Raw genomic sequence first — 16,933 nt, forward strand, 5'->3', positions numbered from 1 at the left:
TTCTTTCATTCAAGGAGTTATGCACATGCTATATGCCATCATCAGTGAAGATACGGCTAACAGTCTGGAACGCCGCCTGGCCGCCCGGCCTGACCATTTAGCGCGTCTGGAAGCCTTGCGCGACGAAGGGCGCCTGGTGCTCGCAGGCCCCCACCCGGCCATTGATGCCAATGACCCTGGCGAAGCGGGCTTCAGCGGCAGCCTGGTGATTGCCGAGTTCGGCAGCCTGGAAGACGCCAAAAGCTGGGCCGATGCCGACCCCTACGTCATTGCCGGTGTTTATTCCCAGGTGACCGTCAAGCCGTTCAAGAAAGTTTTACCTTGACCCTGACGAGTGAATATGGAGGGTCCGTCGGCTTTTTCACAGAGGCTGTGGAAAACTCTGTGAAAACACGGCGGACGCATTTCCCTAAGCCAGGAATAACGCCCCTATTCACAAATTGGTCATTTTTTAACCATCTTTCTGCAACACGGATGACTGCGTGACGCAACACCCTTACCCTTTGCCGCCTCTGGCGGCGCTGACGTCGCCGTCGCTCACCTGGAACGACGCGGCGCCGCACTCGGACGCCTTCGACGACGTTTATTTTTCCCGTGATAACGGCCGCGCTGAAACCGAGCACGTGTTTATCAACGCCAACCACCTGCCTGCTCGCTTTACCGAGTGGCAGCAGCGGCGTGCCTTTGTGATCGGCGAGACCGGCTTTGGCACCGGGCTGAATATGCTGTGTGCCTGGGCCTGCTTTGCCGCGCATGCACCGGCCCACGCCCGGCTTCACCTGTTATCCACAGAGAAGTTTCCCCTGGATCGCGCCTCGCTTATCCGCGCGTTGAGCGCATGGCCGTCGCTTGCCACTTATGCACAGGTGCTTTGCGACCAGTGGCCCGACGCGGTCAGCGGCATCCACCGTTTGCACCTGAGCGAACGCGTGACGCTGGATCTGCATTTTGGTGACACCACCGAGCGCCTGTTGCAGTTGGATGGCCAGGTCGACGCCTGGTTTCTGGATGGCTTTGCACCTTCCAAGAACCCTGAGATGTGGCAACCTGAGCTATTTGAGGCCATGGCGGCGCGCTCACGCCCCGGGGCGACATTCGCCACCTTCACCTGCGCCGGTATCGTCAAACGCGGGCTGAAAGCCGCCGGGTTTGGGTGGCAAAAAGTGCCGGGCTTTGGACGCAAGCGGGAAATGCTGGCAGGCGCGATCGCCGCGCCACCCGGCGATACGCGCCGCCGCGCCACGCCATGGTTTACGCCGCCTGCAGGCCTGGATAACCGACACGTCGCCGTGATCGGCGCGGGCATCGCCGGGGCCAGCGTCGCCGCCGCCCTTGCCAGGCGCGGGATCAAGGTCAGCGTGGTAGAGCGTGAGGCACCCGGTGCGGGCGGCTCGGGCAATCGCCAAGGAGCGCTATACGTCAAACTGGCCGCCGAGACGAACCATCAAAGCCGGTTTTATTTGGCCGGGTTGATGTATTCCCAGCGCTGGCTTGGGCAGTTAGCCACGGACACGCCTGTATGGCGGCAAAGCGGCGTGGTACAGCTGGCGTTAAGCGATAAGGAAGCCCGCCGCCAGCAGCGCTTCATGGCGTACCATGCGCTGCCTGAAGCGGTGGTGTCGGCTCATACGGAAAACCTGAGCGAGCTTGCCGGGGTACCGATCAGTGCCCGGCAGGCGCTGTTTTATCCCCAGGCAGGCTGGGTACACCCCAAGGCGCTGTGCGAGCAGCTGCTCGCCCATCCGCTTATCAGTATTATTCAGGGGGATGTGACACAACTGCAGCGAGACGGGCAGCATTGGCAGCTCGACCTGGCCAACGGCGATACCGTAAGCGCCGATCAGGTCGTGATTGCCAACGCTCAGTTGGCCAACCACTTTGCGCAAACCACACAACTGCCGCTGCAGCAGGTGCGTGGCCAGGTCAGCGAAGTGGTGCTGCCAGAAAGCGTGCAAGCGCCTCAGCGGGTGGTTTGCGCTGGCGGCTATGTCTCACCGCCTGTGGATGGCGTACTGACTTTTGGCGCCAGCTTTGTGCCCAATAACGACACCCGCCACGTCACCCATGACGACCACCAGCGCAATATTGACGAGCTGCGACAGGCATTGCCCGACTGGGTGGCGGCTATTGAGGCATCAGGCGTTGACCTCAGCCCCGAAACACTCGAGGGCCGGGCCGCCGTGCGTGCGGCAAGCCCGGACAAAAGCCCCTATGCAGGGCCGGTGCCGATAGCTGAATCCTGGCAGGAGGCGTATCAAGCATTAGGCAAGGACGCCTCGAAAGTGCCTGATACACGGGGGGAGCATTACCCGGGGCTGTGGATATCCACCGCCCACGGTTCCCGTGGGCTTGCCAGCGCGCCGCTGTGCGCCGAGGTGATTGCCTCGCGTATCAGCGACGACCCGCAGCCGTTGGAGTTGCCGCTGGTCGACCACCTCCACCCGGGGCGGCGGCTTATCAGCGCGATTATTCGGGGAACGATGGCCTAGATGTCACCTTCCTCCTCATCGTCGGCTATATCGCGGCCAAAGGAACGCCATTGGGCCAGGGTCATCACCTCGGTCATCTCTAGCTCAAGGTCGTGGGCAATGATCAGCTCATTGCGCTCAAGCTGCTTTTTAATCTGCGCAATCCAGCCATGCATGCCCTCGCCCGTGGTATCGGTCGTGTCGTAGCCCTGACGAGTCACAAACGCCTCGAGCAGGGCATCCAGGGTTTCCTGCGGCAGCATTCTGGCGGGTACTTCAATAAATCGGCTCATTAGCTCTGCTCCCACTCTGCCAATCGGTCTATAAAGGTCGCTTCATCGATGACGTCGACACCCATCTGCTCGGCCTTGGTGAGTTTGCTGCCCGCGGCTTCGCCCGCCACCAGGCAGGCAGTTTTCTTGGAGACGCTGCCTGCCACCTTGGCACCCAGCGCCTGCAGGCGCGCCTTACCTTCATCCCGGGTCATCGACTCAAGGGTGCCGGTGAGCACCCAGGTCTGGCCGTCAAGGGGCGTGGGGCCCTGGGTAACCTCTGCTTCTTGCCAGGTTACGCCTGCGTCTATCAGCGCCTGCAATGTTTCCAGGTTATGCGGCTGGCGGAAAAAGGTGTACAGGTGAGCCGCGACCACCGGCCCGACATCGTTCACCGCTTCCAGCCCTGCCTGGTCGGCGTCCTGCAGTGCCTGGAGGGTGCCGAAGTGATTCGCCAGGTTGGACGCCGTGGCTTCACCCACCTCGCGTATACCCAATGCGTAGATAAACCGCGCCAGCGTTGTCGATTTGGCGTTATCCAGGGCGTTGACCAGATTGCGGGATGACTTTTCCCCCATGCGTGGCAGGCCTTGCAGTTGCTCAACGGTCAGATGAAACAAATCTGCCGGGGTTTTCACCCAGTCCAGATCAACGAGCTGCTCGATCAGCTTTTCGCCCAGACCGTCGATATCCAGTGCCTTGCGGCTGGCGAAATGCTTCAGCGCTTCTTTGCGCTGGGCGGCGCAGTAAAGCCCCCCGGAGCAGCGGGCAACGGCCTCATCGGCTAAACGCTCGATCTCTGAGTCGCACACCGGGCAACGGTCGGGAAAGATAATGGGCCGGGCATCCGCGGGGCGCTTGTCGGTATCCACCCGGACCACCTGTGGAATCACATCACCGGCACGACGAATCGCGACGGTATCGCCAATCATGACGCCCAAGCGAGTAATTTCATCGGCATTGTGCAACGTGGCATTGGAAACCGTCACGCCTGCCACGGTCACCGGTTCAAGCCGTGCCACCGGGGTAATGGCGCCGGTACGCCCCACCTGAAATTCCACCTCGTTGAGCGTTGTGACTTCTTCCTGGGCGGGGAACTTGAAGGCCACAGCCCAGCGCGGCGCCCGGGCGACAAAGCCAAGCTCCCGCTGGTGGCGCAGATCGTTCACCTTGATGACCACGCCATCGATATCGTAGCCCAGCTGGTCACGCTTCTCGCCGAGCTGTTCGCAGTAATCGGCGACGGCTTTGGGGCCCTTCATGGTGGTCAGCTCGGCGCTGGTGCGAAAACCGAGTGTTGATAACCGCGCCATCAAGGCGCTATGGCTGGTATCGCCCAGGTCGGGCTCAAGGCGAGCCGCCTGGTAGGCATGAAACTCCAGCGGCCGTTTAGCGGTAATGCGCGGGTCCAGCTGACGCAGGCTACCCGCCGCTGCGTTACGCGGGTTGGCAAACACCTTGCTGCCCTCTTCCCGGGCGCGTTCGTTGAGCGCTTCAAAACCCGCATGGCGCATGATCACTTCGCCGCGCACTTCCAGCAGCTCGGGGACGTTTTTCCCCATCAGCTTCAAGGGCACCGAGCGTAGCGTGCGCAGGTTGGAGGTAATTCCCTCGCCGGTGCGACCATCGCCCCGAGTCGCCCCACTGACCAGCACACCCTGCTCGTAAACCAGCGACACCGCCGCACCATCCAGCTTGGGCTCGCAGCTAAACTCGATATCATCCGCCTCGCTCTCCAGGCGTTCGGCAACGCGCTCGGCAAATGCGTGGATATCCTCACGGCTAAAGGCGTTATCCAACGACAGCATGGGAATGGCGTGGGCCACTTCGGGGAAGCCATCGGCAGGCGCCGCGCCCACCCGCTGGGTAGGGGAATCCGGCGAGACAAGTTCAGGGTTATCGTCTTCAATGGCTTTTAAACGCTGAAACTTACGGTCGTAGTCCGCGTCGGATAGCGTGGGCTCATCCAACACGTAGTAGCGGTAGTTGGCGTCGTCCAGCTCGGCGCGAAGCTGGCTGACTTCTTGCCGCACATCGGGGGAAGGCTGACTCATTGAAGCGGGTTCTCGATAGCGGTGGTACGAATTAACAGTATTATAAAATAAAAAACACCCGCCCTCTGCAAGAGGACGGGTGCTGGATGACAAGCGCGCTGTTAGTGCGCCTGCATATGGCGGTGCAGGCGATGTCGGCGTTCAAACTCGTGTACGCGTTGGCGCGCAAACTCGATGGTTTGTGCCGTCATCACGCTATGGTTCTCGTCTTTCAGCTCGCCACCCATATGCCGCACAACTACCATGGCGGTTTCGACCATGGCCTCGAACGCTGCCGAGCTGTCGTGGGCGCCGGGTAGCGGCATCAGCAAGGTAATGCCGGGGGTCACAAACTCATCCATCTCTTCAATGGGGAAGGTGCCGGGCTTGACGACATTGACCATGGAGAATTGCAGTTCGCTGTCGGCACTTTCGGTTTCGAAGCGGTGGAAAACCCCCATGGCGCTGCTATAGCGGAGGCCACAGGCCATCATCAATTCCAGCAGCTTGCCACCGTCAAAGCCTTCCGGATCGCGTGACAGCACGCTGATGACGATCATTTCTTCTGCATTGGTCAAGGTTTCCTTGGCGTGTTCACCGCAGACATCGTGACGCAATGCTTTTTCCAGTGCAGGGTGAGTCCGTACTACCCCTTCATCAGGCTCGTGCCGGGTCGCTTGTGGCTCCAGCGAGTCGTAAGTTTCTTCCTCGGCGGCATACTGGGCCATCTCGGACGCCTGGGCGAGACGTTCTTCTTCAGCGGCCTGGGCAGCCAACTCACGTTCTTTCGCCTGTTCCTGAGCGATGCGGGCTTTCTCTGCCTCGGCGGCTTCCTCGGCTGCCCGGCGCTGCTCTGCCTCAAGCGCCTTACGCTCTGCTTTCTGCTTGGCTAATGCGTCGGCGCGACGCGCCTTCTCGGCTTTTTTCTTTGCCCGGGCTTTGCGATGGTCGATCATTTTCTGTTTCAGTGAACGACCAATTTCCTCAAAGTCGACCAGACGATAGGTATCTTCTTCGTCTTCATCCGGGTATTCACCGGCAATATCGTTGCGCAGATGACGACGTTTCGTCGATCCATCAGAGGAGGCGTGTTTGGCGAACGCGGCGTCCTCCGGCTCAGCCCTCAGTACCGGCCTGTCGTCATGGACGTCTTGCGTGGCCGCCGAACGTTCAACCTCGTTTTCCTCCATGGCACTTAAACGAGGCTCGCGGCTGGCAGCGGTGGCGTTTTCATCTGGCGCAGGGCTGGCGCCGTCTGAGGAGGACAACGCAGGTTCGCGATGGCCTTCTTCTGGCGCTGGCGTTGGCTCAGGCATTTTCACCTCGGGGCGCTGGGCACGCGTCGTTGTCGATGCTTCGGCTGTGCGCGTGGTGGCTGGTTGCTCATCCCGGCTCTCTTTCCAGCTCTCTTTTACCCTCGAGGAGACAGATGAACTTGTCTTGGAGCTACCGCGCTTAAACTGGGAAAGTATTTTTGAGGGTCCCGGGTGTTCTTGGCGTTCCAACTTGGGCTTTTGATTGAAACCGCTATAATCAGCAGGCTTTACGACACGGGCTCCGCCGTTGGGAAGCTCCCAGTTGACCTCAGCTTCTTTAGCCGCGTCATCGAACTCGGTGGATCGACTTGCCGGTGTCTCGCCGACAGACTGGTCAAGGCGAGGAACACGGCGCTGGCGCTGAAGTCGTCTCACCCCATCAATCACGATGAGGGAAACCAACGCCAGCCCTAAAATGATTAGCCACTCTCTTAATTCCATGTTGAAAATTCCATGGGTCATTTTGACGGTTGCTAAGGCGCGATGCCTGAAAATTAGATCACTACTGTTAAACCTATACTTACCCCAAGCATAGCGCGATTACTACGAAAAGGGCCACTTTTTGCTAATTTTCACGTTATCGCACAGTTTTTAACGTTATTTAAGGCAAAAATTCGACTATACCGTCGGCGATAAGTGCCCCAATGCCTGTCTATTAATTAACTACCTTACGCGACAGCAACATCGTTTGCGATTGAAGCCCGTGTTAGTAATGCATGCCCAGTCCTTTAAACATCACCCTGCTGAGTACCGGAAGCTGGATGCGGTTACCACATTTTCTAACACTACTGAAGGCCAAAATCACTCATCGCCCTATAATATAGATAAGTTTAGCGCCTCAAGTCACCTTTTTTAACGCTGGGGCGTGGATCATTAACCGTTAGGGTAGTTAATAACGTTAACACTTGCGAGCATTAATCCACCAACGCTGTTGCTTCTTCAATCCCTACCGAGACCATCCGTGAGACCCCCGGCTCCTGCATGGTGACCCCCATTAATCGCTCGGCAGCCTCCATGGCAATTTTGTTGTGGGTGATATAGATGAACTGAACGTTTTCCGACATCTCTTTTACCAACTTGGCATAGCGACCAACGTTAGCATCATCCAAGGGGGCATCGACTTCATCCAGCATACAAAAAGGCGCCGGGTTTAACTGGAATATAGCGAACACGAGGGAAAGTGCCGTCAGTGCTTTTTCCCCCCCGGATAAGAGATGAATCGTGCTGTTCTTTTTACCCGGTGGACGCGCCATGATCGCCACACCGGTTTCCAATAAGTCATCACCGGTGAGCGTTAACCAGGCAGTGCCGCCGCCAAACACTCTCGGAAACAAGGTTTGCAATCCGGTATTGACCCGATCAAACGTATCTCTAAAACGAATGCGGGTTTCTTGATCAATACGTTTAATGGCGCGTTCCAGGGTTTCCAGCGCTTCGCTTAGCTCAGCGTGCTGGGCTTCCAGATAGTCACGCCGTTCGGCCTGTTGATCATATTCTTCAATCGCCGCCAGGTTAATGGCCCCCAGGCGACGAATTTTGTCGGTGGTGCTTTCCAGATGCTCCTGCCAGGCGGTTTCAGTGGCGTCGTCGGCAAGCTGTTCTGCCAATGCATCGCCATCGTGGCCAAGCTCAGTGAGCTGCTCATCCTGAGTAGCAGCTTTTAGCGCCAGCGCCTGAACGTCCATTCGCCGCTGCTGCAACTGCTCGCGGCTTTGTTCCAGATTACGTTCATGCTGCTGACGGGTCAGTTCGTCGTTACGCAACTGCTCTGCCAGCGTCTGGGTTTGCTGGCGGGTGTCGTTTAAACGCTGCTCCTGCTGTTCGCGCTGGTGAAGCAGCTCTTCAAGCTCCTCGGCGGCAAGCTCGTCAGGTTCAAGCAGGGTCTCCCGCGATGCTTCCAACTCTTCAATGCGCAGCGCCAGGCGCTCTTCGCTTTCATGGCTACGCGACTGCTGGGAACGCAGGCTATTAACCTCGGTGTTGAGACGTTCCCGTTCAAGCGCCAGCGCCTGTTGGCGGGCTTTCAGCGGTGCATGCTGCTGATTCAACCGTTCGCGTTGTTCGCGCTGGTGATCCCGCTGCTCGGCGCTTTCGTCGCGGGCCTGGGCCGCCATTTCCAGCTGTTCCATGGCCTCATGCCAGCGGGCACGCTGCTCATCGAGAGTAAGCGCTAACTCTGCTTCATCTTCCTGCAGTTGACTCAATTCTTCGTCAAGTTCTGTGGCTCGGCTTTCCAGATGTTCCAGACGCTGAGAAAGGCGCTGCTCGGTGACCGCCAGCTGCTGGAGCGTGGCGGCGTGGGCACGCTCTTCCTCCGCCTGTTGATCGCGGGTGTGCTCCAGCGTCTCGATGGTTTCACTGGCCGCCTCGCACTGGGCTTCAGCAAGCGCCAGCGCCTCTTCATCCTGCTCCCGGCGGGCCGCCAGCTCATCATAGCGACGCCGGGTGACCAACAGCGCGTCCACGCCGTCGCCGTTGGCCTGCTGGTGCAACCAGCCACGCCCGCGCCACACTCCCTCCCGCGTGACCACGCTTTCACCCGGGGCAAGTGTGGCTAATAGCGCATCCGCCTCGGCGCTGCTCTCGGCATAGTGAATACTTGCCAACCATTCACCCAGCGCGCCCGCCCCACTCACCAGCGCGTCCAGGCGTTGTCCACCGTGCAAGGCAGGCGACGCCCGGTCAATCAAACACCAGTCGGTGGCCAGCGCGTCGGGCAGGGCCTGCAACTGATCAACGGCAACCAGACGGGCATTGAGCCAGGGCGCCAGCAGCCAGGAAATCACCCGTTCCCAGCCGGGTTCGACACTGATGGCCTCCCCCAACCGTGGCGCCTCGGCAAGCCCGTGGGCGGCTAACGCCTCGGTGATGTGCGGGTCGTGATCGGCAAGCGCGGCATCAATCAGCGCCTCCAGCGAGGCAAGTTCGCCCTGTCGCTGACTCAACTCGGCGCGCTGTTGATCGCGGGTCTGGGTCGCCTGCTGGTAAGCCGCCTTGGCTTCGCTGTAGCGCTGCTGCCATTGGTCGCGCTCGGTTTGGAATGCCTCAGCGCGCTGTTCGGCCTCTTCCTTGCGGGCCTGGCATTCAGCGTGCTCGCTGCGTAATTCGGTGACATCGGCAAGCTCGCCCCGCTGCTGACGGCGGCGCTGGCGTTCGGCCTGCAGGCGGGCAATGCGCTGTTCAAGGTCACGCAACTGATCCTGGCGGCGCTCGGCCTCGCGGCTGGCATCCCGCCAGTGGCTTTCGGCATCCGCCCACTGCTGCTCGGCGGCCTCCAGAGAGGGGCTGGCATCGGCCAGGGCCTGCTCCAGGGTTTCCAGCTGTTCGTCGAGTGCTTCGTGCTCGGGCAGCAATTCGTCCAACCGCGCTTCAATGGCGGCCAGGCGTTCCTGATCGCCTTCGCTGACCTGGCGCTGCTCGTCGAGGTCTCGCCGCGCCGTCTGGATGTCGCTTGCCAGTTGCGCTTCCCGGCTGCGCCGGTGGGCCTGGTCCTGCTCCAGACGGGCGATGCGGGTTGTGGTCTCAAAGAACTGCTGCTGATGGCGCTCGAGGACTTCGGCCAGCTCATCGTGTTGCTCACGGGCCTGTTCGAGGCGGGTTTCGCACTGGCGCACGCCGAATACGTCTTTCTCGACGGCGATTTCCAGCTCGCGCACACGGCTTTCCTGCTGGGCCTGTTCCGCCCGCAGGGCACGCCCGCGCAGCACGGCAAGCTCGCCTTTTAGCTGGAATTCCTGCTGCTTTAATGCCTGGTAACGCTTGGCGGCCTCGGCCTGACGCTTGAGGCGCTCAAGCTGCTTATCCAGTTCTTCGCGGATGTCGTCCAGGCGCTCCAGGTTTTCCTGGGTACGCCGCATGCGGTTTTCGGTTTCCCGGCGGCGCTCTTTGTATTTGGAGATCCCCGCCGCCTCTTCCAGGGTGGCACGCAGGTCATCCGGACGAGCTTCGATCAGCCGCGATATCATCCCCTGGCCAATAATGGCGTAGGAACGCGGGCCCAGCCCGGTCCCCATGAACAGGTCGGCGATATCCCGGCGGCGGCATTTCTGGCCATTGAAAAAGTAGTTGGACTGACCGTCGCGGGTCACCAGCCGCTTCACCGCAATTTCAGCGTACTGGGCATAGACCCCACCCATGGCGCCATCCCGGTTATCGAACTTCAGTTCAATGGAGGCCTGCCCCACCGGTTTACGGCCCGTCGAGCCGTTGAAGATGACGTCGGCCATGGACTCACCGCGCAACGTCTTGGCGGAAGACTCGCCCATCACCCAGCGCACGGCGTCGATAATATTTGATTTACCGCAACCATTGGGCCCGACGACAGCCGTCATATTTCCGTCGAAAGGCACCGTGACCGGGTCGACAAAGGATTTGAAACCGACGAGACGTATTGACGTTAAACGCATGGAGAGTTCACGTTGAGATTATTCAAAAACACGATCAATGGTCACCCTGGTAGTCTCTCGTGCGTTAATCGGGCCAACGTCGACCCGGTCGACAGAGCCCCATAAATCCCCCGCCTGAGGAGTAGCCTGGCCGCTTGGCGAAACACGCACCATCAGACGAACCTCACGCGCTTGCGATATCTGCGCGTCAGCCGTCATGGCCGCGCGGTCGTCCAGCACGACGGTCATTGGCAGTTCTGACACCAGGCCCTGAACCACCGCCAGTGGCGGCTGTTCGCCGTCTACATCGCGCGCAACGATAAAGACTTTATCATCACCGTCAACCTGACTTGCCAGATCGGGATCGAGCGACACGCTGACCCGCACCCCCGGGCCGTCTGCCTGCGCAACTTGACGGCCTTCTTCTCCCAGGCGCGATTGCGCCACCTGAATTCCCTCGCGCAGCGACGCGGCGATATCGGGATTCTCAACATTGGCCACGGCGCGCCGCCAGCGGTCGATTGCCTGCGCATAATCGCCAGCGTCGAAGGCGTGAATGCCGAGTATACCCAAGGCAGTGGGCTGACGGGGATCTTCCGCCAGCACTTCGTCCACAAGCCCCTGCACCTCGTCGGTGAGTTCTCGCCCGGCCATGAAAAAGCGCAGCTGCGCGAGCTGGGCTAACAGCGATGGCAAGCGCCCTTCGAGGGCGATCAAGCGCTCAAGCGCTGTCACGGCGTTATCCGCTTGGCCGGTTTCCCGATAAAGCGGGAAAAGTGTGCTCCACAGGTTGGGGTTGGTCGGCTGCCGGGACGTCTGGGCTTCAAGCCGTTCGATATACATCTCCCGCGAGCCCTCCGGATGTTCGCGAACCTCCTGGCCAATGGCCCACAGCACAAGATCGTCTTCAGCGCCCTGCTGCTGGTACCACACCACGCTGCCCGCCCCAAGCGCGAGCATCGCCAGTGGCACGATCCAACGCCCCGATACATAAGGCTTGAGCGGCCGACACTGCAAGGTGGCGGTATCGTCCAGCAGACTGCGTTCCAGTTCAAGACGTTCTTCCGCCAATTGCGCTGCGTCGACTTTGCCGTCGGCGTGGGCGTTTTCAAGCGCCGCGAGACGCCGCCGAAAGATGGCGACATTTTGTTCAGCGGCGCTGTCATGCTGCTCAAAGGCCATTTGCTCGTCGCGCCACCGGCGCGCCGTGCGCAACGGCAACACCAACAGCCAGAGCGCGGGCAGCAATACGCAGGCAAGAGCGGTCCAGAGCAGGGTCACGACGACTCCTTACGCTCGATAAGGGCATCCAGTCGCGCCTGTTCGTCAGGGCTAAGGGCCTTCGCCGAGGCGTGGCGACGAGACCTGACGATCCATGCCACCACAACGCCTACCACTACCAGCAGCCCGACCGGCAAGCCCCACAGCAAGTAGGTACGCTGTTCCAAACGCGGGTTATAGAGAATGTAGTCGCCAAACCGCTGCACCATGTGCTGGATGATTTCCGTATCCGATTTGCCCTCGTCAAGCAACTGATACACCCGTTCCCGCATGTCCGCCGAAATAGGCGCATCGGAATCATCGATTGCCTGGTTTTCACACAGTGGGCAGCGCATCGAAGCCGTTAGGTCGCGATAGCGCTGCTCCGTTACCGGGTCGTCAAAGTCGCGCAGCTCGATACCGGCCGACCACGCCGGTAGCGCGCATAGCATCAGCACCACCAGGCCTAAGCCGCGAATCAGCGCCATTTCTCCACCTCCGGCAGAAGACGGTTGCGAACATCCTCGGGAGATACATAGCCTTTATGGTGATAGCGAATGACACCTTGCGCATCGACCACAAAGGTTTCCGGCGCGCCAATGACGCCAAGCTCAAAGCCGAGTTCACCTTCAGGATCAAAAATGTTGGCCGCAAAAGGATCACCAAACTCGTCCAGAAACGCCAGGCCATTCTCACGGGTATCCCGGTAGTTAACCCCCACCAGTCGGATGCCCCGATCAGCCAGGTCAAGCAACTGGGGCATTTCCTGGCGACAGGCGGCACACCACTCTCCCCACACATTGACCAGTGTCAGTTGGCCTTGGAGCAACGATTGATCGACTCGCTGCTGCTCATCTTCCAGCGTCGTGGCCTCAAAGGCGGGGAAGTCGCGGGCCATCAGCGCCGAGTCACGATCGGCGGGGTCCTGGGACAAGCGCTCAAAGAAAAACAGCGCGAGACCTAAAAACGCAACGGGTAACAGAAACAAAAGCCAGCGTCGTTTCATGCCTGCCCCTCCTGGACCAATCTTGCCGGGCGCGTCTTACGATAGCGCTTGTCGAACACCGCCAGCACACCGCCCAGCGCCATCAGCAAACCGCCGAGCCATAGCCAGCGCACAAAGGGTTTGTACTGGATACGCATCGCCCAACTGCCGTCGTCCAGCTCTTCGCCCATGGCCACGTAAAGATCACGAAAGAGGCCCGGGCTAAGCGCCACCTGGGTCATGGGCATGCCCGTCGCCAGATACAGCCGCTTTTCTGGCTGCATCTCGAAACGGCGGCGACTGTCACCGCGCTGTACCTCAATAACAGCGGTATCGGCCAGAAAGTTGGCACCGCGCCGGTCAAAAAGCTCGGTCATGGTAAAGTGATAGCCTGCCACCTCGACGCTGGTATTCGGCGACATGCGCACGTTGCGCTCCACCGCATAATGGCTGACCACCGTGGCACCGACAATCGTCACCGCCACCCCCAGATGGCCCAGCACCATTCCCCAATAAGCTAACGACAGGCTGCGCAGCCCTTTCCATATCGAGTGCCGATGACGCACTTTGTCGAACAGGTCACGGCTCAATGACAGCCCTATCCACAGCGCCGTTGACAACCCCAAGGTCACCCAGAGGTTCCATTCGCCGCGATACACCAGCGGCACCAGTGCCCCCAGACCCAGCGCGACCAACCCGGCCAGCCACAACCTGCGCACCAGTTTGCCAGGCGACGTCGATTTCCAGTGCGCCATCGGCCCCAGGCCCATGAACAGGCAGGCGATCACGGTCAGCGGTACAAACAGTGCATTGAAATAAGGCGGCCCCACGCTGATCTTACCCAGCCCCAGCGAATCCAGGATCAACGGGTACAGGGTGCCCAGCAGCACCGTCATCGTCGCGGTCACCAGCAACCCGTTATTGATCAGCAGCAGGGCATCCCGGGACAACCAGTTAAAACCCACCGTATGGCTGACGCGCGGTGCTCGCAGCGCAAACACGACCAGGGAAAGCGTGACGGTGATAGCCAGCAGCACCAGGATAAACAGTCCCCTTGATGGGTCGTTGGCAAAGGCGTGTACCGAGGTCAGCACGCCGGAGCGGACCAGGAAGGTGCCCATCAGCGAAAGCGAAAAGGTGGCAATCGCCAGCAAGACCGTCCAGCTCTTGAAGGAGCCGCGTTTTTCGGTGACCGCCAGCGAGTGAATCAGGGCCGTACCGGTGAGCCATGGCAGCAGCGAGGCGTTTTCCACCGGGTCCCAGAACCACCAGCCGCCCCAGCCCAGTTCGTAATAGGCCCACCAGCTACCCAGCGCAATCCCGACCGTCAGAAACGCCCAGGCGGCGTTGGTCCAGGGCCTTGCCCAGCGGGTCCAGGCGGCATCCAGCCGCCCTCCCAACAAGGCGGCAATGGCAAAGGCGAACACCACCGAAAACCCGACATAGCCCATATACAGCATGGGTGGGTGAATGATCAGCCCGATATCCTGCAGCAAGGGGTTAAGGTCTGCGCCATCGGCGGGGATGTCAGGCAGATGCCGCTCGAAGGGATTGGAGGTCAACAGGATAAACAACAGAAAACCGGCGCTGATCAGCCCCAGGACACCGAGCACACGGGCAAGCATGTCGCGGGGCAGGCGCCGCGACCACCAGCCGGCAACGCATCCCCAGCCCGCCAGCATCAGGCTCCACAGCAGCACCGAGCCTTCATGGTTGCCCCATACGGCGCTGAGCTTGTAATACCAGGGCAACAGTGAATTGGAGTTATTGGCGACATTCACCACGCTGAAGTCGTCCATCGCGTAACTGGCCGTCAAGCAAACGTAGGCCAGCAGCACAAACAGGAACTGGCCGGTGGCCATGGGCTGCCCGTAGGCCATCCACAAGGGACGCCGCGTTGCGGCCCCGGCCAATGGCAGTATTGACTGCACAACCGCCATCAGTAGGGCAACGATCAAGGCGAAATGACCTATTTCGGGCAATATTCGGGTCAGCATGGGGACTCCGGCTGAACACGACGAACGATGGCGAGGTAGCGGGGCATCACGTATCGTCCTCGCGCGGCTGCCTCACCTCGGCGGCCCTGGCCTGAAAATCGGCGGGCGAGTAACCGGCCTCTTCCAGGGCCTGTGCGACCTCGGGCGGCATATAGTTCTCATCGTGCCGGGCTAAGACGTCATCGGCACGAAAACGGCCATCCTCCTGCAGCTCCCCCACCACGACCACGCCCTGCCCCTCACGAAACAGGTCGGGCAGGATACCCTGGTAATCAACGTGCAGATCACCCACGTAATCGGTAACGGTAAATTCGACATTCAAACTATCGGCATCGCGGGATACCGAGCCGACTTTCACCATGCCCCCCGCACGGATGGAACGCGACACGGGGGCCTCGCCCTGGGCAATCTGTACGGGGCTAAAAAACAGATTGATGTTGGCCCGCAGCGCATACAGGGTCAGGCCCACGGCCACTGCTGCCAGGCTGACCAGCGTGACAATCACATAAAGCTTGCGCTTACGCTTTGGGGTCATCGTCATGCCCTCTTTGCTGCGGGGGTGAGGCTTGGCGGCGCGCTACCCGCTTGAGATGTTTGAGCAATTGTCGACGTTCCAGCCGGGCATGGAGCGTAAGGCCCAGCATAAACAAGGCCGTGATACCCCAGGCAGACCACACGTAGACACCGTGCTCACCCATGGATACCCATTCAGCCAACGAGGCCACCATCAGTTAACCTCCTCAAGCAACGCTCTCACCCATCGGGTATTGGCTTCGCGACGGAGTATTTCGCTGCGCGTACGGGTAAGCGTAAGGGCGATAAAGAAGCCGTAAAAGCCCACCACCATCATCAGCAGCGGCAGCCACATTTCCACCGGCATTGCGGGGCGGGAGGTCAGGGTAAATGAGGCGGGCTGGTGCAAGGTGTACCACCAGTCCACCGAGTATTTGATGATGGGAATATTGATCACGCCAACCATTGCCAGCACCGATGCCGCCCGCGCACCGCTATCCCGACGACTAAAGGCACCGCGCAGTGCTATCACCCCTATATATAAAAACAGAAGAATGAGCATGGACGTCAATCGGGCGTCCCATATCCACCATGTTCCCCAGGTTGGCACGCCCCACACCGCGCCGGAAAACAGCGCGACAAAGGTCATGGCCGCCCCCAACGGGGCCATGGCAGTCGCCGCCATATCGGCAATCTTGATTTTCCAGACCATGAAAACAAGCCCGGAAACGGCCATGGCGACAAACACCGACTGGGCCAAAAAAGCGGCGGGCACATGGACATAAATGATGCGGAAGCTGTTGCCCTGCTGGTAGTCGGCGGGGGCAAAGACGAGCCCCCATACGCTGCCGACCAGCAGCAACGCGGCGGCCACGCCCCAGCACCAGGGCTGCAGCGCTGCACTCCGGTAATAAAACCACTTTGGCGACCCCAGCTTATGTATCAAGCCCCACATACAGTGCTCATCCCTACCCGTTAATACTGATACGCAGCGACGCGGCGATGGCCCAGGGAGCAAATATCAGCGCTGCCGCCAGCAAGGCGCCAAGCATCGCCAGGTGAGGCAATGCGGTATCGCCCTGGATTGCCGCCTGAACCGCCCCGGTGCCAAAAATCAGCACCGGAATATACAGCGGCAGTACCAGTAGCGAGAGTAGCACGCCACCCCGGGGCAAACCGACGGTTAATGCCGCGCCAATGCCGCCGATGAGGCTCAAGCTGGCGCTGCCCAGCGCTAACGATGCCATCAGCACGCCGACACTCTGGAAAGGCAGTGCCAGCATGATACCCAGCAGCGGCGCCATGAGCGCCAGCGGCAAACCGGTAACTAGCCAATGGGCAGCCACTTTGGCGACACTCAGCGCCGCAAGCGGCTGAGGGGAAAGCATCATCTGCTCCAGGCTGCCGTCATCGAAATCACTGCGAAAAAGTCCATCCAGCGACAACAGTGTGGCGAGCAGCGCCGTGACCCATAAAAGCCCCGGCGCCATGACAGCCAGCAGCTCTGCCTCGGGTGAAATACCGATGGGAAATAAGCTAACCGTCAAGGCATAGAAGACCAACGGGTTCAGCACGTCACCGCGCCGACGGCGAACGCGATTGAGATCACGCACCAGGGTAGCGCCAAAGGCGACGCCCAGGCGCCTGGATGTCGGCTCGGCCAGGACCGCAACGCGCTCTGTGGTTTCTGAAGGCGGCAACTCT

At 60.2% G+C, this 16,933-nt stretch carries 14 protein-coding genes; 2 read left to right on the forward strand and 12 right to left on the reverse strand.

Translation table 11 applies throughout. The annotated features are described in order from the left end of the window. Positions 1-25 precede the first annotated feature (25 nt). Together R3F64_RS17900 and mnmC are read left to right on the forward strand one after the other, a co-directional pair. Positions 26-325, forward strand: coding sequence for a YciI family protein (locus tag R3F64_RS17900; RefSeq protein ID WP_085918130.1), 300 nt, complete (start codon positions 26-28; stop codon positions 323-325). Positions 326-482: 157 nt separating this feature from the next. After that, positions 483-2,489 (forward strand): bifunctional tRNA (5-methylaminomethyl-2-thiouridine)(34)-methyltransferase MnmD/FAD-dependent 5-carboxymethylaminomethyl-2-thiouridine(34) oxidoreductase MnmC, encoded by a 2,007-nt coding sequence (gene mnmC / locus R3F64_RS17905; protein WP_332612897.1) that lies wholly within the window; start codon positions 483-485, stop codon positions 2,487-2,489. On the opposite strand, the gene R3F64_RS17910 is transcribed toward mnmC, so the two are convergent. The 12 genes from R3F64_RS17910 to ccmB all read right to left on the reverse strand — a co-directional run bounded on the left by R3F64_RS17910 (position 2,486) and on the right by ccmB (position 16,929). Further along, positions 2,486-2,761: a YheU family protein gene (locus tag R3F64_RS17910; protein WP_332612899.1), complete on the reverse strand. Its 276-nt coding sequence runs from the start codon at positions 2,759-2,761 to the stop codon at positions 2,486-2,488. The genes mnmC and R3F64_RS17910 overlap by 4 nt on opposite strands. Next, positions 2,761-4,794 carry an NAD-dependent DNA ligase LigA gene (ligA, locus tag R3F64_RS17915; RefSeq protein ID WP_332612900.1) on the reverse strand — a complete coding sequence of 678 codons (2,034 nt, stop codon included), beginning with the start codon at positions 4,792-4,794 and terminating at the stop codon, positions 2,761-2,763. The genes R3F64_RS17910 and ligA overlap by 1 nt, the downstream gene beginning before the upstream one ends. A gap of 101 nt (positions 4,795-4,895) precedes the next feature. After that, positions 4,896-6,530 carry a cell division protein ZipA gene (gene zipA, locus R3F64_RS17920; RefSeq protein WP_264824471.1) on the reverse strand — a complete coding sequence of 545 codons (1,635 nt, stop codon included), beginning with the start codon at positions 6,528-6,530 and terminating at the stop codon, positions 4,896-4,898. A gap of 473 nt (positions 6,531-7,003) precedes the next feature. Further along, positions 7,004-10,495 (reverse strand): chromosome segregation protein SMC, encoded by a 3,492-nt coding sequence (gene smc, locus R3F64_RS17925; protein WP_309782245.1) that lies wholly within the window; start codon positions 10,493-10,495, stop codon positions 7,004-7,006. 18 nt (positions 10,496-10,513) lie between these two features. Further along, positions 10,514-11,755: a c-type cytochrome biogenesis protein CcmI gene (ccmI, locus tag R3F64_RS17930; RefSeq protein ID WP_332612904.1), complete on the reverse strand. Its 1,242-nt coding sequence runs from the start codon at positions 11,753-11,755 to the stop codon at positions 10,514-10,516. Next, complete coding sequence (locus R3F64_RS17935; RefSeq protein WP_085918136.1) at positions 11,752-12,222, reverse strand: cytochrome c-type biogenesis protein; 471 nt, start codon at positions 12,220-12,222, stop codon at positions 11,752-11,754. The genes ccmI and R3F64_RS17935 overlap by 4 nt, the downstream gene beginning before the upstream one ends. Further along, positions 12,213-12,740 carry a DsbE family thiol:disulfide interchange protein gene (locus tag R3F64_RS17940; protein ID WP_199284705.1) on the reverse strand — a complete coding sequence of 176 codons (528 nt, stop codon included), beginning with the start codon at positions 12,738-12,740 and terminating at the stop codon, positions 12,213-12,215. The genes R3F64_RS17935 and R3F64_RS17940 overlap by 10 nt, the downstream gene beginning before the upstream one ends. Beyond that, on the reverse strand, positions 12,737-14,716 hold the full coding sequence (locus tag R3F64_RS17945; RefSeq protein WP_332612907.1) for a heme lyase CcmF/NrfE family subunit: 1,980 nt from the start codon (positions 14,714-14,716) through the stop codon (positions 12,737-12,739). The genes R3F64_RS17940 and R3F64_RS17945 overlap by 4 nt, the downstream gene beginning before the upstream one ends. A 46-nt stretch (positions 14,717-14,762) precedes the next feature. Beyond that, positions 14,763-15,251, reverse strand: a complete 489-nt coding sequence (gene ccmE, locus R3F64_RS17950) for a cytochrome c maturation protein CcmE (RefSeq protein WP_085918139.1) — start codon at positions 15,249-15,251, stop codon at positions 14,763-14,765. Beyond that, positions 15,235-15,444: a heme exporter protein CcmD gene (gene ccmD, locus R3F64_RS17955; protein WP_309782254.1), complete on the reverse strand. Its 210-nt coding sequence runs from the start codon at positions 15,442-15,444 to the stop codon at positions 15,235-15,237. The genes ccmE and ccmD overlap by 17 nt, the downstream gene beginning before the upstream one ends. Then, entirely contained in the window at positions 15,444-16,184 is a 741-nt protein-coding gene (locus R3F64_RS17960; RefSeq protein ID WP_199284703.1) for a heme ABC transporter permease, read from the reverse strand. The genes ccmD and R3F64_RS17960 overlap by 1 nt, the downstream gene beginning before the upstream one ends. A 13-nt stretch (positions 16,185-16,197) precedes the next feature. Then, positions 16,198-16,929, reverse strand: a complete 732-nt coding sequence (gene ccmB / locus R3F64_RS17965; RefSeq protein WP_332612912.1) for a heme exporter protein CcmB — start codon at positions 16,927-16,929, stop codon at positions 16,198-16,200. Between the last annotated feature and the right edge of the window lie 4 nt (positions 16,930-16,933).

Origin of the sequence: Halomonas sp. 5021 (genome assembly GCF_036663435.1) — a bacterium.
Lineage (GTDB): Bacteria > Pseudomonadota > Gammaproteobacteria > Pseudomonadales > Halomonadaceae > Vreelandella > Vreelandella janggokensis.

Bases quoted from the DNA above. Each gene is read 5' to 3' on its own strand.
- R3F64_RS17900 (WP_085918130.1), top strand. From the start codon at position 26: ATGCTATATGCCATCATCAGTGAAGATACGGCTAACAGTCTGGAACGC.
- R3F64_RS17910 (WP_332612899.1), bottom strand. From the start codon at position 2,761: ATGAGCCGATTTATTGAAGTACCCGCCAGAATGCTGCCGCAGGAAACC.
- ligA (WP_332612900.1), bottom strand. From the start codon at position 4,794: ATGAGTCAGCCTTCCCCCGATGTGCGGCAAGAAGTCAGCCAGCTTCGC.
- zipA (WP_264824471.1), bottom strand. From the start codon at position 6,530: ATGGAATTAAGAGAGTGGCTAATCATTTTAGGGCTGGCGTTGGTTTCC.
- smc (WP_309782245.1), bottom strand. From the start codon at position 10,495: ATGCGTTTAACGTCAATACGTCTCGTCGGTTTCAAATCCTTTGTCGAC.
- R3F64_RS17935 (WP_085918136.1), bottom strand. From the start codon at position 12,222: ATGGCGCTGATTCGCGGCTTAGGCCTGGTGGTGCTGATGCTATGCGCG.
- R3F64_RS17940 (WP_199284705.1), bottom strand. From the start codon at position 12,740: ATGAAACGACGCTGGCTTTTGTTTCTGTTACCCGTTGCGTTTTTAGGT.
- R3F64_RS17945 (WP_332612907.1), bottom strand. From the start codon at position 14,716: ATGCTGACCCGAATATTGCCCGAAATAGGTCATTTCGCCTTGATCGTT.
- ccmE (WP_085918139.1), bottom strand. From the start codon at position 15,251: ATGACCCCAAAGCGTAAGCGCAAGCTTTATGTGATTGTCACGCTGGTC.
- ccmD (WP_309782254.1), bottom strand. From the start codon at position 15,444: ATGGTGGCCTCGTTGGCTGAATGGGTATCCATGGGTGAGCACGGTGTC.
- R3F64_RS17960 (WP_199284703.1), bottom strand. From the start codon at position 16,184: ATGTGGGGCTTGATACATAAGCTGGGGTCGCCAAAGTGGTTTTATTAC.